This is a genomic window from Pseudomonas sp. N2-3-1-14, from assembly GCF_041228395.1.
Classification (GTDB): Bacteria; Pseudomonadota; Gammaproteobacteria; order Pseudomonadales; family Pseudomonadaceae; genus Aquipseudomonas.
The window spans coordinates 3,870,551-3,893,526 of sequence record NZ_CP166199.1 but is presented as its reverse complement, the minus strand read 5'-3'; the positions used below and the strand labels follow the sequence as shown (position 1 = coordinate 3,893,526).

General features: G+C 61.2%; 20 protein-coding genes and 1 pseudogene. 12 read left to right on the top strand and 9 right to left on the bottom strand.

Annotated features, from left to right (window positions below; all coding sequences use genetic code 11):
• Nucleotides 1-191: 191 nt before the first annotated feature.
• The 4 genes from AB5I78_RS17835 to AB5I78_RS17820 are packed head-to-tail and all read left to right on the top strand — an operon-like array spanning nt 192 to nt 4,869.
• Nucleotides 192-665, top strand: coding sequence for a MarR family winged helix-turn-helix transcriptional regulator (locus AB5I78_RS17835; RefSeq protein ID WP_145164004.1), 474 nt, complete (start codon nt 192-194; stop codon nt 663-665).
• On the top strand, nt 662-2,113 hold the full coding sequence (locus AB5I78_RS17830) for an efflux transporter outer membrane subunit (RefSeq protein WP_119739829.1): 1,452 nt from the start codon (nt 662-664) through the stop codon (nt 2,111-2,113). Before AB5I78_RS17835 ends, AB5I78_RS17830 begins: the two co-directional genes overlap by 4 nt.
• A gap of 15 nt (nt 2,114-2,128) precedes the next feature.
• Nucleotides 2,129-3,340: an HlyD family efflux transporter periplasmic adaptor subunit gene (locus AB5I78_RS17825; RefSeq protein WP_369303196.1), complete on the top strand. Its 1,212-nt coding sequence runs from the start codon at nt 2,129-2,131 to the stop codon at nt 3,338-3,340.
• Complete coding sequence (locus AB5I78_RS17820; RefSeq protein WP_145164010.1) at nt 3,340-4,869, top strand: DHA2 family efflux MFS transporter permease subunit; 1,530 nt, start codon at nt 3,340-3,342, stop codon at nt 4,867-4,869. The genes AB5I78_RS17825 and AB5I78_RS17820 overlap by 1 nt, the downstream gene beginning before the upstream one ends.
• A 133-nt stretch (nt 4,870-5,002) precedes the next feature.
• Here AB5I78_RS17820 and lpxH read toward each other — a convergent pair whose 3' ends face one another.
• Nucleotides 5,003-5,752 carry a UDP-2,3-diacylglucosamine diphosphatase gene (gene lpxH / locus AB5I78_RS17815; protein WP_369303195.1) on the bottom strand — a complete coding sequence of 250 codons (750 nt, stop codon included), beginning with the start codon at nt 5,750-5,752 and terminating at the stop codon, nt 5,003-5,005.
• Entirely contained in the window at nt 5,749-6,252 is a 504-nt protein-coding gene (locus AB5I78_RS17810) for a peptidylprolyl isomerase (RefSeq protein WP_106578797.1), read from the bottom strand. The genes lpxH and AB5I78_RS17810 overlap by 4 nt, the downstream gene beginning before the upstream one ends.
• 251 nt (nt 6,253-6,503) lie before the next feature.
• On the opposite strand from AB5I78_RS17810, the gene AB5I78_RS17805 reads away from it, so the two are divergent.
• The 4 genes from AB5I78_RS17805 (at nt 6,504) to AB5I78_RS17790 (ending at nt 11,928) form a co-directional block, all read left to right on the top strand.
• Nucleotides 6,504-8,204, top strand: coding sequence for a glutamine--tRNA ligase/YqeY domain fusion protein (locus AB5I78_RS17805; protein WP_262206148.1), 1,701 nt, complete (start codon nt 6,504-6,506; stop codon nt 8,202-8,204).
• A 15-nt stretch (nt 8,205-8,219) separates the two neighbouring features.
• Nucleotides 8,220-9,608, top strand: coding sequence for a cysteine--tRNA ligase (gene cysS / locus AB5I78_RS17800; protein WP_145164016.1), 1,389 nt, complete (start codon nt 8,220-8,222; stop codon nt 9,606-9,608).
• Between the two features lie 452 nt (nt 9,609-10,060).
• The gene (locus AB5I78_RS17795; RefSeq protein WP_369303194.1) at nt 10,061-11,152 is read left to right on the top strand and encodes a hypothetical protein; all 1,092 of its coding nucleotides are present in this window, start codon (nt 10,061-10,063) and stop codon (nt 11,150-11,152) included.
• 317 nt (nt 11,153-11,469) lie between these two features.
• Nucleotides 11,470-11,928 (top strand): HIT family protein, encoded by a 459-nt coding sequence (locus AB5I78_RS17790; protein WP_369303193.1) that lies wholly within the window; start codon nt 11,470-11,472, stop codon nt 11,926-11,928.
• Between the two features lie 124 nt (nt 11,929-12,052).
• Here the strand turns inward: AB5I78_RS17790 and AB5I78_RS17785 are convergent.
• The 7 genes and pseudogenes from AB5I78_RS17785 to AB5I78_RS17755 form a co-directional block, all read right to left on the bottom strand.
• Nucleotides 12,053-12,390, bottom strand: a pseudogene (locus AB5I78_RS17785) (Na+/H+ antiporter subunit G).
• On the bottom strand, nt 12,387-12,665 hold the full coding sequence (locus AB5I78_RS17780; protein WP_106578792.1) for a K+/H+ antiporter subunit F: 279 nt from the start codon (nt 12,663-12,665) through the stop codon (nt 12,387-12,389). The pseudogene AB5I78_RS17785 and the gene AB5I78_RS17780 overlap by 4 nt, the downstream one beginning before the upstream one ends.
• Nucleotides 12,662-13,150 (bottom strand): Na+/H+ antiporter subunit E, encoded by a 489-nt coding sequence (locus tag AB5I78_RS17775; protein ID WP_369303191.1) that lies wholly within the window; start codon nt 13,148-13,150, stop codon nt 12,662-12,664. The genes AB5I78_RS17780 and AB5I78_RS17775 overlap by 4 nt, the downstream gene beginning before the upstream one ends.
• Complete coding sequence (locus tag AB5I78_RS17770) at nt 13,147-14,829, bottom strand: monovalent cation/H+ antiporter subunit D (protein WP_369303190.1); 1,683 nt, start codon at nt 14,827-14,829, stop codon at nt 13,147-13,149. The genes AB5I78_RS17775 and AB5I78_RS17770 overlap by 4 nt, the downstream gene beginning before the upstream one ends.
• The gene (locus AB5I78_RS17765) at nt 14,826-15,170 is read right to left on the bottom strand and encodes a Na+/H+ antiporter subunit C (RefSeq protein ID WP_007986256.1); all 345 of its coding nucleotides are present in this window, start codon (nt 15,168-15,170) and stop codon (nt 14,826-14,828) included. Before AB5I78_RS17765 ends, AB5I78_RS17770 begins: the two co-directional genes overlap by 4 nt.
• Nucleotides 15,170-18,094, bottom strand: a complete 2,925-nt coding sequence (locus tag AB5I78_RS17760) for a monovalent cation/H+ antiporter subunit A (RefSeq protein ID WP_106578789.1) — start codon at nt 18,092-18,094, stop codon at nt 15,170-15,172. Before AB5I78_RS17760 ends, AB5I78_RS17765 begins: the two co-directional genes overlap by 1 nt.
• Nucleotides 18,095-18,303: 209 nt before the next feature.
• Nucleotides 18,304-19,233 (bottom strand): DMT family transporter, encoded by a 930-nt coding sequence (locus AB5I78_RS17755; RefSeq protein WP_369303189.1) that lies wholly within the window; start codon nt 19,231-19,233, stop codon nt 18,304-18,306.
• A gap of 92 nt (nt 19,234-19,325) precedes the next feature.
• Between AB5I78_RS17755 and AB5I78_RS17750 the strand changes: the two genes are divergently transcribed.
• From AB5I78_RS17750 to AB5I78_RS17735, 4 genes are all read left to right on the top strand, one after another.
• A complete protein-coding gene (locus AB5I78_RS17750; RefSeq protein ID WP_106578787.1) occupies nt 19,326-19,889 on the top strand; it encodes a helix-turn-helix domain-containing protein in 564 nt (187 codons plus the stop codon).
• Between the two features lie 155 nt (nt 19,890-20,044).
• On the top strand, nt 20,045-21,241 hold the full coding sequence (locus AB5I78_RS17745; protein WP_242199399.1) for an SfnB family sulfur acquisition oxidoreductase: 1,197 nt from the start codon (nt 20,045-20,047) through the stop codon (nt 21,239-21,241).
• A gap of 12 nt (nt 21,242-21,253) precedes the next feature.
• Nucleotides 21,254-21,580 carry an acyl-CoA dehydrogenase gene (locus tag AB5I78_RS17740; RefSeq protein ID WP_145164034.1) on the top strand — a complete coding sequence of 109 codons (327 nt, stop codon included), beginning with the start codon at nt 21,254-21,256 and terminating at the stop codon, nt 21,578-21,580.
• Nucleotides 21,580-22,959, top strand: coding sequence for an LLM class flavin-dependent oxidoreductase (locus AB5I78_RS17735; RefSeq protein ID WP_369303188.1), 1,380 nt, complete (start codon nt 21,580-21,582; stop codon nt 22,957-22,959). The genes AB5I78_RS17740 and AB5I78_RS17735 overlap by 1 nt, the downstream gene beginning before the upstream one ends.
• Nucleotides 22,960-22,976: the final 17 nt, after the last annotated feature.

Here is a 22,976-nt window from a genome sequence, read left to right as displayed (position 1 = left end):
CGGTCCATCAGTCGATGATTCATTGACTGACAGACCGCCATCGCCGGTAAGCCAGCTCCCACAGTGTTTGTGGTGCAGCCCACCTGTCGGTCAATTAGCAAGCAAGCTAATAATTCCATTTGACATTCGCTGCCTAAGCAGTAACATCTTGTCATACATTCACTGCCTAGGCAGTAATAAGGTGACTTTCGATGACCCACTTCACCCCTGACAGCTTTCGCAACTGCCACCTCGGCCTGTTGCTGGGCCGCGCCGCGCTGCTCAAGGACCGCATTATCGACACGCATATGGAACCGCATGGCGTCACCGCCGCGCAGTTCAAAGTGTTGATCATCATTGCCCAGTACGAGGTCGACACGCCCGCCGAGCTGTGTCGCAACCTGTCGCTGGACAGCGGTTCCATGACCCGCATGCTCGACCGCCTGGAGCAAAAGGGCCTGCTGGCGCGCAAGCGCTCCGAGCAGGACCGGCGCCAGGTGCAGCTGGTGCTGACCGAAGACGGCCAGCGCCTGGCAGACATGCTGCCGCACATCGGCGCGCAGGCGATGAATGAGCTGGCTGGCGCCCTGCAGCCCGGCGAGTTGCAAACCCTGGAAAAAATCCTCACGAAAATTCTGATAGCTGCCGGTGACGCCATCGTCATCCAGCGGGTAGGTAATCAATGAACACACGCGCACTTAGCCTGGTGCTGGTGGCGATGAGCATGGCCGGTTGTGCCAACTTCAGCGGCCTCGACACCCAGGGCCAACGCCTCGATGCCAACACGTTGCAAACCGGCAAGTCCCTCAGTGGCGTGACCTTGTCGAGCGCCGCCTGGCCGACGGCCGATTGGTGGAAGAGCCTTGGCGACCCGCAGCTGGACGGCTTGATCCATGAAGCCCTGCAAAACAGCCCTGACATGCAAGTCGCCAGCGCCCGTGCTCACCAGGCGCAAGCCGCTGCCTACGCCGCCGATGCCGCCCGCATGCCAACCCTGGATGCCAGCGCCGGCGTGAGCCGTTCGCGCCTGGCCAAGGATCAGGACCCGCTGGGGCAGGGCGATGCCTACGCCACCGTGCGTAACATCGGCGCCAGCTTCAACTACAACTTTGACCTGTGGGGTGGCCAGCGCGCCGCCTGGGAAGCCGCGTTGGGCCAGGCGCGTGCCGCCGAAGTCGATCAGCAAGCCGCGCGCCTGACCCTGGCCGCCAACGTGGCCAAGGCCTACAGCGACCTGGGCCAGGCGCACATCGTGCGAGACCTGGCCGCCGACGACCTCAAGCGCACCCGCCAGATGCTCGACCTGAGCAAGCGCCGCCTGAGTTCCGGCATCGACAGCCAGTACCAGTACCAGCAGACCGAAAGCCTGGAAGCCAGCTCTGAGTCGCAATTGATCGATGCAGAAAAACAGCTGCAAAGCGCCAAGATCGCCCTGGCCGTATTGCTCGGCAAAGGCCCCGACCGTGGCAGCGAGCTGACCCGCCCGAACGTGCTCAAACCCAGCGCCGTTGCCGTGCCTTCTGTGCTGCCGGCCGAGTTGCTGGGCCGTCGCCCGGACTTGATCGCCGCACGCTGGCGTGTCGAGGCAGCAAGCAAGAATGTCGCCGCGAGCAAGACCCGCTTCTACCCCAACCTCAACCTGAGCGCGAGTGCCGGGGCCGAGTCGTTGTTGGGCGACGCGATGTTTGGCTCGGCCAGCCGATTCTTCAGCATTGCGCCGACTATCTCGTTGCCGATCTTCGACGGCGGCCGCCTGCGCGCCGACCTCGATGCCCGCGACGCCGATTACGACCTGGCGGTGGCCCAGTACAACAAAACCCTGGTGCAAGCCTTGGGCGATATTGGCAACACCCTTTCGCAATTGCGCGATACCGGTCGGCAGATCCAGGCCCAGCAACACGCCGCGGACATTGCCCAGCAGTCTTACGACACCGGGGTTCAGCGCTATAGCTCGGGGATCGGGAATTACCTGGATGTACTCAGCATCGAGCAGCAATTGCTGCAGGCCCAGCGTCAGTTGGCGGCCTTGAATGCTGCACAGATCGATCTGTCGATTCAATTGATGCAAGCCCTGGGTGGCGGGTACAACGCCGATAACGTGGCCGTAACCACCCCAGCTACACGCACGGAATAATTTGAGGTATTTGTCATGGCCACTGCCGAAAGCAACAACGCAACAGAGCAACCCAAAGAGCAGCAAAAAGACAGCAACCCACGCAAACGCAAAATCATGCTGATCGGCCTGGCGCTGATCGTGATTCTTGGCGTGATCGGCGTGTGGGCCTGGTATGAGCTTTATGGGCGCTTCAACGAAAGCACCGACGATGCCTATGTGAACGGCAACGTGGTGGAAATCACCCCGCTGGTCACCGGCACCGTGGTCAGCATCGGCGCCGACGACGGCGACCTGGTCCACGAAGGCCAAGTGCTGATCAACTTCGACCCCAATGACGCCGCTGTCGGCCTGCAAAGTGCCCAGGCCAACCTCGCGCGCACCGTGCGTCAGGTGCGGGGCTTGTACAGCAACGTTGATGGCATGAAAGCCCAGGTGCTGGCGCAGCAAGCCAACGTGCAGAAGGCCCAGGACAATTACAACCGTCGTAAGAACCTTGCCGCCGGCGGCGCGATCTCCCAGGAAGAACTGTCCCACGCCCGTGACGACCTGACCTCGGCGCAAAACGCCCTGGCCAACGTGCAGCAACAGTTCAAGACCTCCAGCGCGCTGGTGGACGACACGGTGATTTCGTCCCACCCGGACGTGCAGGCCGCCGCCGCGCAACTGCGCCAGGCGTACTTGACCAACGCCCGCAGCACCTTGATTGCACCCGTAACCGGCTATGTGGCCAAGCGCACGGTGCAATTGGGTCAGCGCGTGCAGCCGGGGACCGCGTTGATGGCGGTGATCCCGCTGAACCAGTTGTGGATCGACGCCAACTTCAAGGAAACCCAGCTGCGCGATATGCGTATCGGCCAGCCGGTGGACATCGAGTCGGATATCTACGGCAGTGACGTGAAGTACAGCGGCACCGTGGACAGCCTGGGCGCCGGTACCGGCAGCGCGTTTGCCTTGCTGCCGGCGCAGAACGCCACCGGTAACTGGATCAAGATCGTGCAACGGGTGCCCGTGCGTATTCACATCAACGCCGACGAGCTGGCCAAGCACCCGCTGCGTGTGGGCTTGAGCACCGTGGTCAACGTGGACCTGCACGACAAGAGCGGCCCGGTGCTGGCGCAACAGGCGCCGCAAAAGGCCTCGTTCACCACCAACGTGTATGACCGCCAATTGGCCGAAGCCGATGCCATGATCACTCAGCTGATCCATGACAACAGCCTCGCCGCGCCCAAGGCTGTGCAACGCTGATGAGCAATAACGCCTCGTTCACGCCACCCAGCCTGTTGATGGCCACTATTGGCCTGTCGCTGGCGACCTTTATGCAGGTGCTCGACACCACGATCGCCAACGTGGCCTTGCCGACCATTTCCGGCAACCTCGGCGTGAGTTCGGAGCAGGGCACCTGGGTGATCACCTCGTTTGCGGTGAGCAACGCGATTGCCTTGCCGCTGACCGGCTGGTTGAGCCGGCGCTTTGGCGAGGTGAAGCTGTTTTTGTGGGCGACCATCCTGTTTGTGCTGGCCTCGTTCCTCTGCGGTATTTCCACCTCGATGCCTGAGCTGATCGGCTTTCGGGTGCTGCAGGGCCTGGTGGCCGGGCCGCTGTACCCGATGACTCAAACGTTGCTGATCGCGGTCTACCCGCCGGCGAGGCGCGGCATGGCCCTGGCGCTGCTGGCGATGGTCACGGTGGTGGCGCCAATTGCCGGCCCGATCCTTGGCGGCTGGATTACCGACAGCTACAGCTGGCCGTGGATCTTCTTTATCAACGTGCCCATCGGCATCTTCGCGGTGCTGGTGGTGCGTTCGCAGTTGAAGAAACGTCCGGTGGTCACCAGTTACCAGCCGATGGATTACGTCGGGCTGCTGAGCCTGATCGTCGGTGTCGGCGCGCTGCAGATCATCCTCGACAAAGGCAATGACCTGGACTGGTTCGAATCCAACTTCATCATCGTTGGTGCCGTGATTTCGGCGATAGCCCTGGCGGTGTTCGTCATCTGGGAAATGACCGACAAGCACCCGGTGGTCAACCTGCGGTTGTTTGCCTACCGCAACTTCCGCATCGGCACCATTGTGCTGGTGCTCGGTTATGCGGGGTTCTTCGGCATCAACCTGATCCTGCCGCAATGGCTGCAAACCCAGATGGGCTACACCGCCACCTGGGCGGGCCTGGCGGTGGCACCGATCGGCATTCTGCCGGTGCTGATGTCGCCGTTTGTGGGCAAGTACGCGCACAAGTTCGACCTGCGCTTGCTGGCGGGCCTGGCATTTTTGGCAATTGGCCTGAGTTGCTTCATGCGTGCCGGCTTTACCAATGAAGTCGACTTCACCCACATCGCCCTGGTGCAGCTGTTCATGGGCATTGGCGTGGCGCTGTTCTTCATGCCGACCTTGAGCATCCTGATGTCCGACCTGCCGCCGGCGCAAATCGCCGACGGCGCGGGCCTGGCGACCTTCCTGCGGACCCTGGGCGGCAGTTTTGCGGCCTCGCTGACCACCTGGATCTGGATTCGCCGCGCCGACCAGCACCATGCGTACATGAGCGAGAACATGACCACCTACGACTCGGCAACCCGTGATGCCTTGCAGGCACTCGGCGGGGCAGGGCACAAGGCCTATGCACAGCTGGACCAGATTCTCACCAGCCAGGCGTACATGATGTCCACCGTGGATTACTTCACGCTGCTGGGCTGGATGTTCATGGGCTTGATCGTGATTGTGTGGTTGGCGAAACCGCCGTTTGCGGCGAAGGCCGGGCCGGAGGCTTCGGGGCACTGATCGAAAGACCGAACTCGGTCAATGTGGGAGCTGGCTTGCCTGCGATGCAGGCACCTCGGTACATCAGATACATCGAGGTGATGCTATCGCAGGCAAGCCAGCTCCCACATTTGACGGGTGTTGTGTCTGAGAATCAGGCGCCAGGCAAGGCTAGTTGTGGGTTGACGAAGTCAAACGCCGCCAACGCAAACCCTTGCTCGTCTACCTGCAACGCCCAGCCCTGCTTGTCCCAATCCCCCAGCACAATGCGCTTGGCCGCCTGATCACCAATCTGCAGCTTATGGATCGCTGGGCGGTGCGTGTGGCCGTGGACCAGGGTGCGCACGCCAAACTGCTGCATCACCCGCGGCACTTCCTCGGGCGTCACATCGACAATGTCGTTGGCTTTCATGCGTGTCTGCGCGCGGCTTTCACTGCGCAGCTTGCGCGCCAGCTTGTGGCGGGTGCGCAATGGCAGGTGCCGCAGGATAAACAGCACAATCGGGTTACGCAGGATGCGCCGCAGCTTCATGTAGCCAAGGTCGCGGGTGCAAAGGCTGTCGCCGTGCATCAACAGCACAGGCTCGCCGTAGAACTGCACGACACTCGGGTCCTTGAGCAAGGTGGCGCCTGCAGCTTTGCAGAACGCCTTGCCGATCAGGAAGTCACGGTTGCCGTGCATGATGAAAATCGGGGTGCCGCTGTCGCTCAGCTCACGCAGGGCCGCGCAAATCGAACGCTGGAACGGTGTCATGCCATCGTCGCCAATCCAGGCTTCAAAGAAGTCGCCCAGAATGTACAACGCCTGGGCGCCACGGGCGCGCCCGTGGAGCAAATCCAGAAACGCCCGGGTGATGTCCGGGCGGTCCTCTTCCAGATGCAAATCTGAAATCAGCAATATCACCCAACGATCTCGGCTTTCTCGACGATAACGTCTTCTACCGGAACGTCCTGGTGACCGGCTTTACCGGTGGTCTGCACGGCTTTGATCTTGTCGACGACGTCCTGGCCTTCGGTCACTTTACCGAATACCGCGTAGCCCCAACCCTGCACGTTCTTGCCGCTGTGGTTCAGGAAAGCGTTGTCGGCGACGTTGATGAAGAACTGCGCGGAGGCCGAATGCGGCTCCATGGTACGGGCCATGGCGACGGTGTACTTGTCGTTGGAAAGGCCGTTGTCCGCTTCGTTCTGGATGCTTGGACGCTTGTCTTTCTTTTCTTTCATGCCAGGCTCGAAACCGCCGCCCTGGACCATGAAGTTGCCGATGACACGGTGGAAAACGGTGTTTTCGTAGTGGCCGGCTTTAACGTATTCGATGAAGTTGGCGACGGTGATCGGCGCTTTCTCGGCGTTCAGCTCGATGACGATGTCACCGTGGTTGGTGGTCAGTTTGACTTGAGTCATGTTCACTACTCTTTTCAGGGAATTCGTGGGTTTGGACGCCTGAGCGCCTTACCTGATTGGCTAAACAGAGGCCAAGGCGCGCAGTTTAGCGTGACCTGCAGGAATTTCGAGGTGGTTTTTTACCGCCGATGCATTAAATGCAGCAGTTTTCGACCACGCTCTGTCAGCGGCTTGACAGCTTCGGCTATCATAAGCCCTTTGTTTTATCGGCCCCTACTTCTGGCCAAGCACTTCGTCTGTTCAAGGATCCTATGAGCAAGCCCACTGTCGACCCTACCTCGAATTCCAAGGCCGGACCTGCCGTCCCGGTCAATTTCCTGCGCCCGATCATCCAGGCGGACCTGGATTCGGGCAAGCACACGCAGATCGTCACCCGTTTCCCGCCTGAGCCCAACGGTTACCTGCACATCGGCCACGCCAAGTCGATCTGTGTGAACTTCGGCCTGGCCCAGGAGTTCGGTGGCGTCACGCACCTGCGTTTCGACGACACCAACCCGGCCAAGGAAGACCAGGAATACATCGACGCCATCGAAAGCGACATCAAGTGGCTGGGCTTCGAGTGGTCCGGTGAAGTGCGCTACGCCTCCAAGTATTTCGACCAGTTGTTCGACTGGGCCGTCGAGTTGATCAAGGCTGGCAAGGCTTACGTCGACGACCTGACCCCGGAGCAAGCCAAGGAATACCGTGGCAGCCTGACCGAGCCGGGCAAAAACAGCCCGTTCCGCGACCGTTCGGTCGAAGAGAACCTGGACTGGTTCAACCGCATGCGCGCCGGTGAGTTCCCGGACGGCGCTCGCGTGCTGCGCGCCAAGATCGACATGGCCTCGCCGAACATGAACCTGCGCGACCCGATCATGTACCGCATCCGCCACGCCCACCACCACCAGACCGGTGACAAGTGGTGCATTTACCCGAACTACGACTTCACCCACGGTCAGTCGGACGCCATCGAAGGCATCACCCACTCGATCTGCACCCTGGAGTTCGAAAGCCATCGCCCGCTGTACGAGTGGTTCCTCGACAGCCTGCCGGTGCCGGCGCACCCGCGTCAGTACGAATTCAGCCGCCTGAACCTGAACTACACCATCACCAGCAAGCGCAAGCTCAAGCAGCTGGTTGATGAAAAGCACGTGCATGGCTGGGACGACCCACGCATGTCGACGCTGTCGGGCTTCCGTCGTCGCGGTTACACCCCGGCGTCGATCCGTAATTTCTGCGAGATGGTCGGCACCAACCGCTCCGACGGCGTGGTCGACTACGGCATGCTCGAATTCAGCATCCGTCAGGACCTCGACGCCAACGCACCGCGCGCCATGTGCGTGCTGCGTCCGTTGAAAGTGGTGATCACCAATTACCCGGAAGACAAGGTCGAGAACCTCGAACTGCCGCGTCATCCGCAAAAAGAAGAACTCGGCGTGCGCAAGCTGCCGTTCGCGCGTGAGATATACATCGACCGTGATGACTTCATGGAAGAGCCGCCAAAGGGCTACAAGCGCCTGGAGCCGAATGGCGAAGTGCGTCTGCGCGGCAGCTACGTGATCCGCGCCGATGAAGCGATCAAGGACGCCGATGGCAACATCGTCGAACTGCGTTGCTCCTACGACCCCGAAACCCTGGGCAAGAACCCTGAAGGCCGTAAGGTCAAGGGCGTGATTCACTGGGTGCCGGCCGCTGCCAGCATTGAGTGCGAAGTGCGTTTGTACGATCGTCTGTTCCGTTCGCCGAACCCTGAAAAGGCTGAAGACAGCGCGAGCTTCCTGGACAACATCAACCCTGATTCCCTGCAAGTGCTCACCGGTTGTCGTGCCGAGCCATCGCTTGGCGACGCACAGCCGGAAGACCGTTTCCAGTTCGAGCGCGAAGGTTACTTCTGCGCAGATATCAAGGACTCGAAACCTGGTCAGCCGGTATTCAACCGTACCGTGACCTTGCGAGATTCGTGGGGCCAGTGATTTAAGGGAGTTGTCGTGTTAACGATCTACAACACACTCAGCAAGACCAAAGAAGTCTTCAAGCCGCTGGATGGCAACAAGGTGCGCATGTACGTGTGCGGCATGACCGTGTACGACTACTGCCACATCGGCCACGGCCGCAGCATGGTTGCCTTCGACCTGGTGACCCGCTGGTTGCGTTTCAGCGGCTATGACTTGACCTATGTGCGCAACATCACCGACATCGACGACAAGATCATCAACCGTGCCAACGAAAACGGCGAGTCGTTCGACGCGCTGACCGAACGCATGATTGCTGCCATGCACGAGGACGAGGCGCGCCTCAACATCCTCAAGCCGGACATGGAGCCGCGCGCCACGGATCACATCCCGGGCATGCACGCGATGATCCAGACCCTGATCGACAAGGGTTATGCCTACGCCCCCGGCAATGGCGACGTGTACTACCGCGTCGCCAAGTTCATGGGCTATGGCAAGCTGTCGCGCAAGAAAATCGAAGACCTGCGCATCGGCGCGCGCATCGAAGTCGACGAAGCCAAGCAAGACCCGCTCGACTTCGTGCTGTGGAAAGGCACCAAGCCCGGCGAGCCGAGCTGGGAGTCGCCATGGGGCGCCGGGCGTCCGGGCTGGCACATCGAGTGCTCGGTGATGTCCACCTGCTGCCTGGGCGAGACTTTCGACATTCACGGCGGCGGGAGCGACCTCGAGTTCCCGCACCACGAAAACGAAATCGCCCAAAGCGAAGCCGCTACCGGCAAGACGTACGCCAACGCCTGGATGCACTGCGGCATGATCCGCATCAATGGCGAGAAGATGTCCAAGTCCTTGAACAACTTCTTCACCATTCGCGACGTGCTGGAAAAGTACCACCCGGAAGTTGTGCGGTACCTGTTGGTATCGAGCCACTACCGCAGCGCCATCAACTACTCGGAAGACAACCTCAAGGACGCCAAGGGCGCCCTGGAGCGTTTCTACCACGCGTTGAAAGGCCTGCCAGCCGTGGCGCCTGCCGGCGGCGAAGCGTTCGTGGCACGGTTTACCGAAGTGATGAACGACGACTTCGGCACGCCGGAAGCCTGTGCGGTGCTGTTCGAGATGGTGCGTGAGATCAACCGCTTGCGCGAGACCGATCTGGATGCAGCGGCCGGGCTGGCTGCACGCTTGAAAGAGTTGGCCAGCGTGCTGGGTGTGTTGCAGATGGAAGCCGATGACTTCCTGCAAGCCGGCGCTGAAGGGCGTGTGGATGCGGCGCAAGTTGATGCGCTGATTCAGGCGCGTCTGGCTGCGCGGGCTAACAAAGACTGGGCCGAGTCCGACCGCATCCGTGACCAACTGACCGCGATGGGTGTGGTGTTGGAAGACGGCAAGGGCGGGACGACGTGGCGGTTGGCTGATCAAGCTTGATTGGTAAACGCTGAATGAAAACGCCCCGACTGGTTCGGGGCGTTTTTTTTGCACATCGTTTTAACGGCTCACTTGATCCAGTGTGGGAGCGGGCTTGCTCGCGAATGCGGTGCATCAGCCAATGAATCTGGCGACTGACCCACCGCCTTCGCGAGCAAGCCCGCTCCCACAATTCGACCGATTTAAGCTTCCACAATTTGGTCGGCTGCAATGCCGCCTGGGTTTTGCTTTTCTGTGGGAGCTGGCTTGCCTGCGATGCAGACGCCTCGGTGCATCAGCGTTACCCAGGCAATGCTATCGAAGGGCACGCCAGCGCTTCTTCGAATTGTCGTTGAAAGTTCTGCGATGGACAGGGCAGCGTGCCTACATAGGGTATGGAACTGTCCGCATCCGACTTACCACTGAGCGGGTCAGAGCCCTGCGGGCTTTTCACTTAATCGGGAGCGTTGCAGATGTGGAATTCAGGGGCGGCAGGGACGGGAGGTGTGGGCGCCGGGTATGCGCCAAATGGGTTGCGACCCAGGGCGGTTTCCGTTGCGCCTGCGGCCGAAGTGGTTGCGGTCAAACAGCAGCTCAATGAGTTATTTGATGCGACAGGTTCCAAGGCGCAAATGGCTCAACGGTTATCTTTCAGTTTGAAGGCGCTTCTGGAAACGGTGGACAGCGGTACGTTCAAGAACGATCTCAACAAGCTGATTCAAACCTTGGACGTCTACATAGCCTCCCAAGCGGCAGTTTTTCAGTCTATACAGCACCTGTTCCCGGATGCGGGGCGAGAGTCTCTGTCCAGCCGGTCGCATGACATTGGCCACCCCCGTGCACATAACGGACCTGGGCTTCGTCATCCGCGGCAGGTAAGTCATAACACTCCCACTCAGAGGATGAGTCTTGATGACCTCTACCCCGACAGGAGTAATCCTGGCAGAAGACCTGGCGTGGGTAATGAGCCCGGCAATATCTGGAGTGGTTTCAAGCAGGGGCCAAATAAAAGCAATTGCACGACGGTGGCAGCCATAAAGGTCGCAATGATGAAGTTTGGCCAGAAGCCGACCGATATTTACAAGCAGGTAATCGCAGCGGGTGATGGCTGGAACATACAGATGCGGGATGACCGCTGGTACCACCTGTCCAAAGATGAGCTGGCGCAGGCAACCTATAGATCTGAGTTCAGTGGCGATAATCCGGCGATGGTGGCAGATGCTAATTTTCTGTATGCCGTGAGTGCTAAACGGGCGCAAGTGGAGAATAACGACGGTTATGCCGCGCGAGGTTTCGAGAGCGCGTTATACAGCATCAATGACGGTGAGCCCTTTGGTCACAATTACAATGGGTTCGTGCGCCTGGGCCTGAGTGCCCACATCCAAAAAACCACTGTTGAAAACTTGGCGCGTGGGCAACTGGGTCTTGTGACTCATGGCGTTCCGGTTAACGGTCAAATGGTGGGCCATTCGCTTGCAGTGATCAATGGGCGAGAGGAAGTGTGGGGTAGGCAAGGCGGGAGTCCACCGACTGACATCTACGCCAACGCGGTGACCTTGGTTTGACGTGTGATTGGGGCTGTTGATTGGCCCCTTTACCGTCCCAGAGCACCTTGCCAAACCCATTCTGCGACGCATACGTGCCGACATGGCGCAGTTCACGCTCACTACCAATCAGGCTGAACAAGGGAATCCCTTGTCCCAACAGCACCGGGATACGGATGATGATCAGCTCATCGATCAGGGCGGCCCATCACCGTTGCGTTTCTGATCTCAATTTCGTAAGAGCTTTCGGAAAATTGTCTTTTGTTTTGACGCTCGTCCATTCATGGCTTTAGATGATCGCCACGACCAAACCCATGATGAAACTGGCGGTGATTTGAATGGATTGTATTTTTTGCAGCATTGTCCGAAAGACCTCTCCAGCCCACATTCTGTGGGAGGACGAACACCATATGGCGTTCCTGTCGATCTTCCCCAACACGCCGGGTTTCAGCGTGGTGATCCCCAAGCAACATTACGGCAGCTATGCGTTTGCGCAGTCGGATAAGGTGCTGGCCGACCTTGTTGTCGCCACCAAGAAAACCGCATTGCAGATCGACCGGGCGTTTTCGGATGTGGCGCGCACCGGGATGATGCTGGAAGGGTATGGGGTGGATCACCTGCATGCGAAGCTGTTTCCCATGCATGGCACGGGCTCGGACAGTGCGTTCAAGGCGTTGAGTTCGAAGGTGGACAAGTTCTTCGAGGCGTATGAGGGCTATATCTCGTCCCACGATCATGTACGGGCGGATGATGCTGAGTTGGCAGAGCTGGCGGCCAGAATCCGATCCTTCGCCTAGCGCAAATCAATGTGGGAGCGGGCTTGCTCGCGAATGCGCAGTGTCAGTCAATACATGTGTGACTGATGTACCGCATTCGCGAGCAAGCCCGCTCCCACATGTTTTACTGTGTGCGCCTGGTCGATCAGCGGCGGCTGCTGACCTCGGCGGGCACATCGTCCCGGCCATGCGTTTGCGGAACAGTGCAGTGCGAGCCAGCAGCAGCGTGGTCACCGGCACCGTGATCGACAGCAGAATCGGAATCAACCAGCCGTGCAGCACCGGCGCGGACTTGAGCACCGAAAAGTAGATGATCGACGCCAACGCCACACACCACGCACCCAATGTAGAGGCCAGCGCCGGCGGGTGCATGCGCTGGAAAAAGTCCTTCATGCGCAGCAGACCGATCGCGCCGATCAGTGCGAATACGCTGCTCAGCACCAGCAATACCGCCACGCTGGCTTCAACCCATAACGGCATCATTCAATCACCTCGCCACGCAGCAGGAATTTCGCCAAAGCGAACGACCCGACAAAGCCAAACAGCGCAATCAGCAGCGCCGCTTCAAAGTAGGTGTCACTGGCGTAGCGGATGCCGAGCACCAGCATCATCAGCATCGCCAGGATGTACAGATAGTCCAGTGCCAGAACCCGGTCCTGTGCCGACGGGCCTTTGAACAGGCGCGCCAGTGTCAGCACCATGGCCAGCGAGAACAGGAACAGGCTGATCAGGATCGCGTTGGAGAGCAGGGCGCTCATTCGAAGATCTCCATCAGGGGCCGCTCGTAGGTGGTTTTGAAGTGCTCGATAAAGGGCGCTTCATCCTCAAGGTCGAACACGTGCAACAGCAGAATGCTGCGGTCCAGCGCCAGTTCCGACCAGACCGTGCCGGGTGTGATGCTGGTGATCATCGACAGCACGGCCAGGCCGTTGGCGTCGCGCAGGTCCAGCGGGATTTTGATAAAGCGCGAACGCGGCGCACGCGAGCCGCAGATCAGCACACTCCAGGCCACTTGCAGATTAGAGATGATCACGTCGCGGCCCACCACCAGAAACAGGCGCAGGATCACCCCTGGGCGGCGGATGCGGATCGGCAACGGGCGCAGCGGCGCCATCATCAGCGGGGCAAGAAAGCCCAGCAGCGCGCCGAGCAGCAGGTTGCCGGGGCTGACGGACAGGTTCAGCACCAGCCACAACAGCCACAACGCCAGCGATAACCAGGGGGCAGGGAACAGACGCTTCATGGCTGCACCTCCAGGGCGGCGGTCTTGGCTTCAGGGCTCGGCACCGGGCGCGTCGCCAAGACGGCCATCACGTAGTGTTCCGGGTTGTTCAGGCTTTCGGCGGTGGCCTGGGTGTAGCGCATCAACGGCTCGGCCTTGAGCGTCAGGAGGATGCTCAGGCCGAGCAGGAAGAAGATCGGCAGGCACTCGTAGCGGCGCAGCAGCGGCGAGGGGCGCTCTTCCGGCGTCCAGAAGCGCTGGATGCCCAAACGGGCGAAGGCGATCAGCGACGCCAGGCCCGACAGGATCAGCAATGTCACCAAGCCCCAGGCGGCGGGGCGTATGGGTTCATCCACCGCATTCCCCAGCCCCTGCGGGTTGACCAGCGCGCTTAACAGGCTGAGCTTGCCGATAAAGCCAGACAGCGGCGGCATGCCGATAATCAGCAATGCGCAGGCAACAAAGCTCAAACCGAGAAAGGCCATGGTCCACGGAATCACCTGGCCGACCACGGCTTTCTGTTCATCGTCGAGGTTCACGCCAGGGCGCGGATGCAACGACTCCATGGCCTTGGGCAACGCATCGATTTCCTCGTCCAGCGGCAGGTCATTGGCCGAGCGCGAACGCTCGATCAGTTCGGCCAGCAGGAACAGCGCGCTCAATGCCAGCGTCGAGCTGACCAGATAGAACAGCGCCCCGGCCGTCAGGCTTGGCTGAGCAAAGCCCACGGCCGACAGCAGAATTCCGGCCGACACCAGAATGCTCAAGCTGGCCATGCGTTCCAGCCGCTGCGCCGCGACCATCGCTAATGCTGCGCAAATGATCGTCGCCATGCCGCCGTACACCAGCCAGTCGCCGCCAAACAGCGCCGAAGCACCGGCTTGCCCCGAAAACAGCAAGGTCCACAGGCGCAGCACGGTGTACACGCCTACTTTGGTCATGATCGCAAACATCGCCGCCACCGGCGCGCTGGCCGAGGAGTAGGCGGGCGCCAGCCAGAAGTTCAGCGGCCACATGCCGGCTTTGGCCAGGAACGCTGTTGCCAGAATTGCCGCGCCTGCGTGCAACAGGCCGCGATCGGCCTCTGGCACCAAGGGGATTTTCAGTGCCAGGTCAGCAAAGTTCAGCGTGCCGGTGACGCCATAGATCATCGCCGCGCCAATCAGGAACAGCGACGAGGCCAGCAGGTTGATCGCAATGTAATGCAGGCCCGACGACACCCGCGCACGGCCCGAGCCGTGCAGCATCAAACCGTAGGACGCCGCCAGCAGCACTTCGAAGAACACAAACAGGTTGAACAGGTCCGCCGTCAGAAAGGCGCCGTACAGGCCCATCATCTGGATCTGGAACAGCGCGTGGAAGCTGGTACCGGCACGGTCCCAACGGGCCATGGCGAATAGCAGCGCGCTCACGCCGATAATCCCGGTGAGCACCAGCATCATCGCCGACAGTTGGTCCACCACCAGCACGATGCCGAACGGTACCTGCCAGTTGCCCGGCAGGTACACGCCGATGGAGCCGGGGCCGCCTTGTTGTGTCCAGTACAGCAGCAGGACGGCGATGCCCAGGCCGATGATGCTGGAAAACAGGTTGATTTTTGCCTTCAGCGGACGGCGTTTTTCGCCGAGCATCAGCATCAGCGCGGCGGTCAGCAACGGCAGCAGGATCGGCGCGACGATCAGTTGATTGATCCACGTCATTCCTTGGGCTCCCGACCGTCTACATGGTCAGTGCCGGTCAGACCGCGGGAGGCCAGCAGCACCACCAGAAACAGCGCGGTCATGGCGAAGCTGATCACGATCGCCGTCAGTACCAGCGCCTGGGGCAGGGGATCGGTGTAGTGGAGCAGGTCTTGCGGCACGCCGTCCTTGATGATCGGCTCCTTGCCGATAAACAGGCTGCCCATGCTGAAAATGAACAGGTTGACCCCGTATGACAGCAGGCACAGGCCCATCACCACCTGGAACGTCCGTGGCCGCAGGATCAGCCAGACGCCGGAGGCCGCCAGGACCCCAATGGCAATTGCGATGACTTCTTCCATCAGGCGGCTCCTTGCGTTGCGGCAACCACTTTTTTGGCCTGGTTGCTCGGTTTGTGGGCCCGCACGGACTGGTGGCCGAGGGCGGTGAGCATCAGCAGCGTGGAACCGACGACCATGGCGTACACGCCGACGTCGAAGAACAGCGCGCTGGCGATATGGATATCGCCGAGCACCGGCACGCTGAAATGCCAGGTGTGGGTGGTGAGGAACGGGTAACCGGCAAACAGCGCGCCGAGCCCGGTCAGGGTTGCCGAAAGCAGGCCAAAACCCATCCAGCGCATTGGCCGCAGGCTCATCTGCGCCTCAACCCACTGCGTACCGGCGACCATGTATTGCAGGATGAACGCTACCGACATCACCAGGCCGGCGACAAAGCCGCCGCCCGGCTGGTTATGACCGCGCATGAACAGGTAGAACGACACCACCAGCGCAATTGGCAGCAGCAGGCGCACCAGCACCGCCGGCACCATCATGAAGCCCAGCGCGGTGTCGCTGGCCTGGCGCGGGTTGACCAGGTCGGTGGCCACGTCCGGCGCCAACTGGCGCTGTTGCGCGGGCAGTTGCATGCTTTCTTTGGACGGACGGAAGCGCCGCAGCAGGGCATACACCGTCAGCGCCACGGCGCCGAGCACGGTGATTTCGCCGAGGGTATCGAAGCCACGGAAGTCGACGAGCATCACGTTCACGACGTTGCTGCCGCCGCCTTCGGGCAGGGCGCGGCTGAGGTAGAACGAGGAGATATCGTTGGGCGTCTGGCGGGTCAGCATCGCGTAGGACAGCAGCGCCATGCCGCCGCCGACCACGGTGGACAGCAGGAAGTCACGCAGGCGGCGAATGCGCGCCTTGCGCAACGAGCTGGGCAATGGCGACACTTCTTCGATGCGCCGTGGCAGCCAGCGCAGGCCCAGCAGGATAAGCACGGTGGTCACCACTTCGACGACCAGCTGCGTCAACGCCAGGTCCGGCGCCGAGAACCACACGAAGGTGATGCAGGTCATCAAGCCGCACACGCTGACCATGGTCAGGGCTGCCAGCCGGTGATACTTGGCTTGCCACGCGGCGCCGAGGGCGCAGGCAATCGCCAGCAGCCACAGGGTCACAAACACAATGGAGCCCGGGATCTTCGGCCGGTCGCCCCAGCTGAGGCCGCTGTTGAGCATCGGGATCAAACCTGCAATCACCGCTGCCATTACCAGCAGGAACAGCTGGGTCTGCAGGCGTTTGGTGCTGATGCGTTTTTCGATCCGGCGCACGCCGCGCATCATCACCACCAGGCTGCGTTCGAACATGCGCTTGCCGTTGAAGTAGCTGATGACCGGCGGGTACTTGAAGCGGCCACGTTTGAGCTGTTTGCGCAGCAGCAGGTAGAGCACCACGCCGCCAGACATCGCCACCAGGCTCATGATCATCGGCGCGTTCCAGCCGTGCCAGATCGCCAGGCTGTACTCGGGCAGCACACCACCGACCACCGGCAGCGCAGCGGCAGCGAGAATCGAGCCGACCACCTGGGCCGGGAAGATGCCCACCAGCAGGCAAGTGAACACCAGCAGTTCCACCGGGGCGCGCATCCAGCGCGGCGGTTCGTGGGGCGTGTGCGGCAAATCGGTGGCTGGCGGGCCGAAGAACACATCGACGGTAAAACGCAGCGCATAGGCGACGCTGAAAGTGCCGGCGATGGTTGCAATCATCGGCAGGGCAATTTCCACCCAGGCGGTCGCCGAGATAAATACCGTTTCAGCGAAGAACATCTCTTTGGACAGGAAGCCATTGAGCAACGGCACCCCGGCCATCGATGCACTGGCCACCATCGCCAGGGTCGCGGTAAACGGGATCAGGCGCACCAGACCGCTGAGCTTGCGAATATCACGGGTGCCGCTTTCGTGGTCGATGATGCCCGCCGCCATGAACAGCGAGGCCTTGAAGGTGGCGTGGTTGAGGATGTGGAACACCGCAGCGACGGCGGCCAGCGGGCTGTTGAGGCCCAGCAGCAGGGTGATCAGCCCGAGGTGGCTGATGGTGGAGTAGGCCAGCAGGCCCTTGAGATCGTTTTGAAACATGGCGCAGTAAGCGCCGAGGAGGAGGGTGATGGCGCCGGCACCGCCGACGATCCAGAACCATTCTTCGCTGCCGGACAGCGACGGCCACAGGCGGGCCAGCAGGAACACGCCGGCTTTCACCATCGTCGCCGAGTGCAGATACGCCGAAACCGGCGTCGGTGCCGCCATCGCGTGGGGCAGCCAGAAGTGGAAGGGGAACTGTGCGCTTTTGCTCAGGGCGCCGATCAGCACCAGGGCGAGCATGACCGGGTACAGCGAGTGCGCGCGAATCTGATCGCCCGCCGCCAGCACCTGGTCCAGGTCATAGCTGCCCACGATATGCCCCAGCAGCATTACGCCGGCCAACAGGCACAGGCCGCCCGCGCCGGTGACCATCAGCGCCATATAGGCGCCGCGCCGGGCATCGGCGCGGTGGTGCCAATAGCCGATCAACAGGAACGAGAACAGGCTGGTCAGTTCCCAGAAGAACACGATCTGGATCAGGTTGCCGGAAATCACCAGCCCGAGCATGGCGCCCATGAAGGCCAGGAAAAACGCGAAAAAACGCGGCACCGGGTCGTCCGGCGACATGTAGTAGCGCGCATACAGCGACACCAGCGAGCCGATGCCCAGCACCAGCATCGAGAACAGCCAGGCGAACCCATCCATGCGCAGCACGAAGTTCAACCCGAGGCTGGGCAACCACATGAATTCTTCGCGGATCACGCCACCGTGGGCGATCTGAGGGTAGAGCAGGGCGACTTGAATGGTGCCGACCAAGGCCACGAGGCCAGCCAACAGGGATTCGGTGTTACGTGCATTGTGCGGCAGCAAGGCCGCCAGACAGCTGCCAATAAAAGGCAGAAGCAGTAGAACTATCAGGGACATAGGCTTCTAATCTGCGGGAGTTTGGGATGCATCATACGTGCCGCTTTGTCGATCACCAAACGCCAAGATGTGGCAGGATCCTACAAGGTAGGCTGAAACCCCCCGTTTGGCATTGTTTCAGCTGGCGCCATTGCAGCCGTCACCACGGCTTCCTGTGGGAGCTGGCTTGCCCGCGATGGCGATCTGACAGCCATTACAGCAGTCAGACCTTAACCCTGCTGCTCCTGTTCCCTTTCATCCTGCAGTTCGATGGCCTTCTGCCCTTTAGTCTTCAGCTCACTCACAATCACTGCCACCACAATCAACGCCGCCCCCACCATCGCGATCGGCGGGAAGCGCTCACCGGCCATCCGTCCGATCACGCCGGCCCACACCGGCTCACCGGCGTAGATCAAGGTAGCGCGTGTCGGCGAGACACTCTGCTGCGCCCAGTTCATCGCGACCTGGATCACCGCGCTGGTCAAGCCCAGGCCTACCGCGCTGAATACCAGCAACCACGAGAAACCTGGCAAGGGTTCCCCCATCGGCACCACCATCAGAAACGACAATAACGACGCCGTGGCCAGTTGCACCACGGTCACCCGGCGTACATCCACCTGCCCGGCAAACGCGCTGATCAGAATGATTTCGGCGGCCACCGCCACGGCACAGATCAGCGTGGCGATTTCGCCGGGGCTGAAGTTCAGCGACGCGCCGGCCGGGCCGGTGAGCAGCATCAAGCCGGTAAACGCCAGCATGATGCCGATGGCCGGCATCAGCGCCGGGCGGCGCCCCAGCACCAGCCATTGCAGCAGCGGCACGAACGGCACATACAGCGCGGTGATGAACGCCGACTGACTGCTCGGAATAGTCTGCAGCCCGATGGTCTGCATGCCGTAGCCGAACATGATCGAGGTGCCGATGAAGGCGCCGGCTTTCAACTCAAACAAGGTCAGGCCGCGCAGGGTGCGCAACGAAAAGAACCCAACCACGATGGCCGCTGCGGCAAACCGCAGCCCCACGAAAAACATCGGTCCGCTGACCGTCATCGCATGTTGCACCAGCAAAAAGGTGCCGCCCCAGATCATGGTGATCACCACCAGAATGCATTCGGCTTTGCTGAAACGGTTGAAGCGTGAGGAAGGGTTCGGGGCAGTCATGGCGGCTCGGTCTTGCAAGGGAAAGGCACGGACCGCACAATGCGCCGCACGCTGGGCAGTATACTGCGCACACCTACCTATTGAGCAATATAGTGCACAAAGAAAATCCACATCGGGCGTCGGTCCTGCAACACGTCAGCCAGAACGTCCGTCGTTTGCGGCATGCTGCCGACATGAGCCAGACCGCGCTATCGGAAAAGTCCGGCGTCAGCCGGCGCATGCTGGTGGCCATCGAGGCGGGCGAGAAGAATGTCAGCCTGTCCACCCTGGACCGCGTCGCCGAAGCCCTGGATGTGGCCTTCAGCGACCTGATCCAGGCGCCGGATGCCGGCGATCACAGCCGCATCAACGAGCTGGCGTGGGCCGGCGACATTCCCGGCAGTAAAGCCGTATTGCTGGCCAAGGCCACTGCCCGGCGCGAAGTGGAATTGTGGGAGATGCGCCTGGAACCGGGCGACCGTTACAGCCCGGAACCCGACCCGGAAGGCTGGAGCGTGCAGCTGTTTGTGTTCGAAGGCCGCCTGACCCTGATCCTCGATGACGAAGAAAAACACGTGGCCACCGGTGAGTTCTTCATGTTCGCCAGCCGCCAGGCCCACGGCTATCGCAATGACGGAGAGGTGGCGGTGCGCTTTGTGCGCAACGTGGTGATCTAACTGTCTGCCAGGCAACAGTGGATGGACACTTTGCTCGCCTGCACACGCAGGCGTTTGAAGATTTTAGCCGCAACACCCTGATTTTATTGGCGATTAGATTCAGGCACGACTCCTGCAATCACCCAGGTCATCTCACCGGAGCCTGGAGTCGGCCCATGTCAGCCCACCCTCAACAACCTGCCCATATCATTCGCTCGGACGCCGAGGCCATCGAGGTCGCCACGCGCCTGGCCGCACGCTTTGCCGTCGACGCCAGTGCACGCGACCGCGAGCGGCGCTTGCCGGTGGCCGAACTTGACGAGTTTTCTGCCAGCGGTTTGTGGGGCATCACCATTCCTAAAGCCTATGGCGGCGCCGAGGTGTCCTATGTGACGGTGGCCGAGGTGATCAAGTTGATCTCCGCCGCCGACCCATCGCTGGGGCAAATCCCGCAGAACCATTTGGGCGTGGTGGACATCCTGCTGCAAACCGCCACAGAGGAACAAAAGCGCCACTACTTCGGCAAGGTCCTGGCCGGTTATCGGTTCGGCAATGCCTTCTCCGAAGCCAAGAGCAAAAACGCCGGCACGTTTGATACCCAGATCCGTTTTGAGCACGACACCGCGCAAATCAACGGCGAGAAGTTCTACTGCACCGGCGCGCTGTTCGCGCATATCGTGCCCACCGTCGGCAACAATGAAAACGGCCAGGCCTTTATTGCGTTCGTTGAACGCGATGCGCCGGGGCTCACGGTGGTTGATAGCTGGGACGGCTTTGGCCAACGCACCACCGCCAGCGGCGGGGTGACACTCGACGGCGTGAGCGTGCCGCGCACCGCAGTGATCCCGGCTCACCTGGCCTTCGACCAACCCACCGCCAACGGCCCGATCTCGCAGATCATCCAGGCCGCGGTCGACACCGGCATCGCCCTTGGCGCGCTTGAACACGCCAAAATCCACGCCCGCCAGGCGCGGCCCTGGATCGACAGCCAACAGGAACACGGCTGGCAAGACCCATTCACCATCGCCGCCATTGGCGACCTGCAATGGCGCGTGCACGGCACCGAAGCCATTCTTGCCAAAGCCGGCAAGGCGGTCGACCTGGCCCTGGCCGAGCCGAACGAAGACACCGTGGCCCACGCCTCGCTGGTCGTCGCCCAGGCCAAAGTGCTGTCGGCCGAAACCGCCTTGCTCGCCAGCAGCAAACTCTTCGAACTCGCCGGCACTCGCTCGGTGACCGCCAAGCACAACCTCGACCGCTTCTGGCGCAATGCGCGTACCCACACCCTGCACGACCCGGCCCGCTGGAAATACCACCTGATCGGCAACTTCGTGCTCAACGGCGTGAAGCCCGCCCGCCACGCCTGGAACTGAGGAGCCTGACCCATGACCGCACTGAATCACGCGCGCCAACTGCTGGAAAGCACCCGCCGCACGGTTGAGCGAAGCGATGACCCCTACGTGATCAGCCGCTTCGGCGATTGGCAGATCCGCGTCGATGTGGCCGCCGCCTTGCTTGAGCGCGCCGCCACCGACCCAAGCCCGGTGGCCCTCACCGAAGCGCAGATCGCCGCCGCCGAAGCGCTGATTTTCGCCAGCAATGCCGAGTTCGAACTCACCGGCCAGCGCACCGCGCTGCCGCCCAGCCTTGATGATCCGTTGCGCAGCAAATACCAGATTGTCGGCAACTACCACCTCAACGGAGCGCTTTGATGTCCCGTGAAATCCGCTTGAATGCCTTCGACATGAACTGCGTCGGCCACCAATCGCCCGGGCTGTGGGCGCACCCGCGTGACCGTTCGTGGCAGTACAAAGACCTGGAGTACTGGACCGACCTGGCCAAAATCCTCGAACGCGGCAAATTCGACGGGCTGTTTATCGCCGACGTGCTGGGTATTTACGACGTGTACAACGGCAACGGTGACGCGGCGATTCGCCAGGCGGCGCAGGTGCCCGTCAATGACCCGCTGTCGTTGATCGCGCCGATGGCACTGGTCACCGAACACCTGGGTTTCGGCCTGACCGCCTCGTTGTCGTTTGAGCACCCGTACCCGTTTGCCCGCAGGCTTTCCACCCTCGATCACCTGACCAAGGGCCGCGTCGGTTGGAACATCGTCACCTCGTACCTGGAAAGCGGCGCCAAGAACCTCGGCCAGAAAGCCCAGACCGAACACGACGCACGCTATGACTACGCCGAGGAATACCTGGAGGTTTGCTACAAGCTTTGGGAAGGCAGCTGGGAAGAGGGCGCGGTCCTGCGTGATCGCGAGCGCCGAATTTTCAGCGACCCGAGCAAAATCCACGAAATCCGCCACGTCGGCAAACACTTCCAGGTGCCCGGTATTCATCTGTGCGAGCCGTCGCCGCAGCGCACGCCGGTGCTGTACCAGGCTGGTGCGTCCAGCCGTGGCAAGCAGTTCGCCGCCGAGCAGGCCGAGTGCGTGTTTGTCGCGGCGCCGTCCAAGGTGTTGCTGAAAAAGACCGTGGCCGATATCCGCCGCCGTGCCGCAGAAGCCGGGCGCGACCCGAAGAAAATCCTGATTTTCAACTTGCAGACGGTGATCGTCGGCGAGACCGACGCCAAGGCCAAGGCCAAGTTCGACGAGTACAAATCCTACGTCAGCTACGAAGGCGCGATGGCACTGATCTCTGGCTGGACCGGTATCGACTTCAGCCAGTTCAAACCCGATGAACCGCTCAAGCACGTGCACACCAACGCCATTCAGTCCGCGGTGGAGGCCTTCTCCACGGCGGACCCCAACAAAGTCTGGACGCCCAACGAACTGGCCGACTGGGTTGGCATTGGCGGCTTTGGCCCGTTGTTTGTCGGTGGCCCTGAAACCGTGGCCGACCTGCTGCAGGAATGGGTCGAGGAGACTGACGTGGACGGTTTCAATCTGGCCTATGCGCTGACCCACGAAACCTTTATCGACGCCGTGGACCTGTTGGTGCCGGAGCTGCAAAAGCGCGGCGTGTACAAGACCGAATACGCCCAGGGCACCTTGCGCGAGAAGTTGTTCGGCGATGGCGCACGATTGGGGGCGAATCACCCGGGTGCCGGTTACAGGGATCTTAAGGCCAGCGCTCTATAACTGAACAAACCCAATCC

What these genes read in the sequence shown, in the direction of transcription:
- AB5I78_RS17835 (WP_145164004.1), top strand. Translation starts at nt 192, where the DNA reads ATGACCCACTTCACCCCTGACAGCTTTCGCAACTGCCACCTCGGCCTG.
- AB5I78_RS17830 (WP_119739829.1), top strand. Translation starts at nt 662, where the DNA reads ATGAACACACGCGCACTTAGCCTGGTGCTGGTGGCGATGAGCATGGCC.
- AB5I78_RS17825 (WP_369303196.1), top strand. Translation starts at nt 2,129, where the DNA reads ATGGCCACTGCCGAAAGCAACAACGCAACAGAGCAACCCAAAGAGCAG.
- AB5I78_RS17820 (WP_145164010.1), top strand. Translation starts at nt 3,340, where the DNA reads ATGAGCAATAACGCCTCGTTCACGCCACCCAGCCTGTTGATGGCCACT.
- AB5I78_RS17810 (WP_106578797.1), bottom strand. Translation starts at nt 6,252, where the DNA reads ATGACTCAAGTCAAACTGACCACCAACCACGGTGACATCGTCATCGAG.
- AB5I78_RS17805 (WP_262206148.1), top strand. Translation starts at nt 6,504, where the DNA reads ATGAGCAAGCCCACTGTCGACCCTACCTCGAATTCCAAGGCCGGACCT.
- AB5I78_RS17795 (WP_369303194.1), top strand. Translation starts at nt 10,061, where the DNA reads ATGTGGAATTCAGGGGCGGCAGGGACGGGAGGTGTGGGCGCCGGGTAT.
- AB5I78_RS17790 (WP_369303193.1), top strand. Translation starts at nt 11,470, where the DNA reads ATGGATTGTATTTTTTGCAGCATTGTCCGAAAGACCTCTCCAGCCCAC.
- AB5I78_RS17780 (WP_106578792.1), bottom strand. Translation starts at nt 12,665, where the DNA reads ATGAGCGCCCTGCTCTCCAACGCGATCCTGATCAGCCTGTTCCTGTTC.
- AB5I78_RS17775 (WP_369303191.1), bottom strand. Translation starts at nt 13,150, where the DNA reads ATGAAGCGTCTGTTCCCTGCCCCCTGGTTATCGCTGGCGTTGTGGCTG.
- AB5I78_RS17770 (WP_369303190.1), bottom strand. Translation starts at nt 14,829, where the DNA reads ATGACGTGGATCAATCAACTGATCGTCGCGCCGATCCTGCTGCCGTTG.
- AB5I78_RS17765 (WP_007986256.1), bottom strand. Translation starts at nt 15,170, where the DNA reads ATGGAAGAAGTCATCGCAATTGCCATTGGGGTCCTGGCGGCCTCCGGC.
- AB5I78_RS17760 (WP_106578789.1), bottom strand. Translation starts at nt 18,094, where the DNA reads ATGTCCCTGATAGTTCTACTGCTTCTGCCTTTTATTGGCAGCTGTCTG.
- AB5I78_RS17755 (WP_369303189.1), bottom strand. Translation starts at nt 19,233, where the DNA reads ATGACTGCCCCGAACCCTTCCTCACGCTTCAACCGTTTCAGCAAAGCC.
- AB5I78_RS17745 (WP_242199399.1), top strand. Translation starts at nt 20,045, where the DNA reads ATGTCAGCCCACCCTCAACAACCTGCCCATATCATTCGCTCGGACGCC.
- AB5I78_RS17740 (WP_145164034.1), top strand. Translation starts at nt 21,254, where the DNA reads ATGACCGCACTGAATCACGCGCGCCAACTGCTGGAAAGCACCCGCCGC.
- AB5I78_RS17735 (WP_369303188.1), top strand. Translation starts at nt 21,580, where the DNA reads ATGTCCCGTGAAATCCGCTTGAATGCCTTCGACATGAACTGCGTCGGC.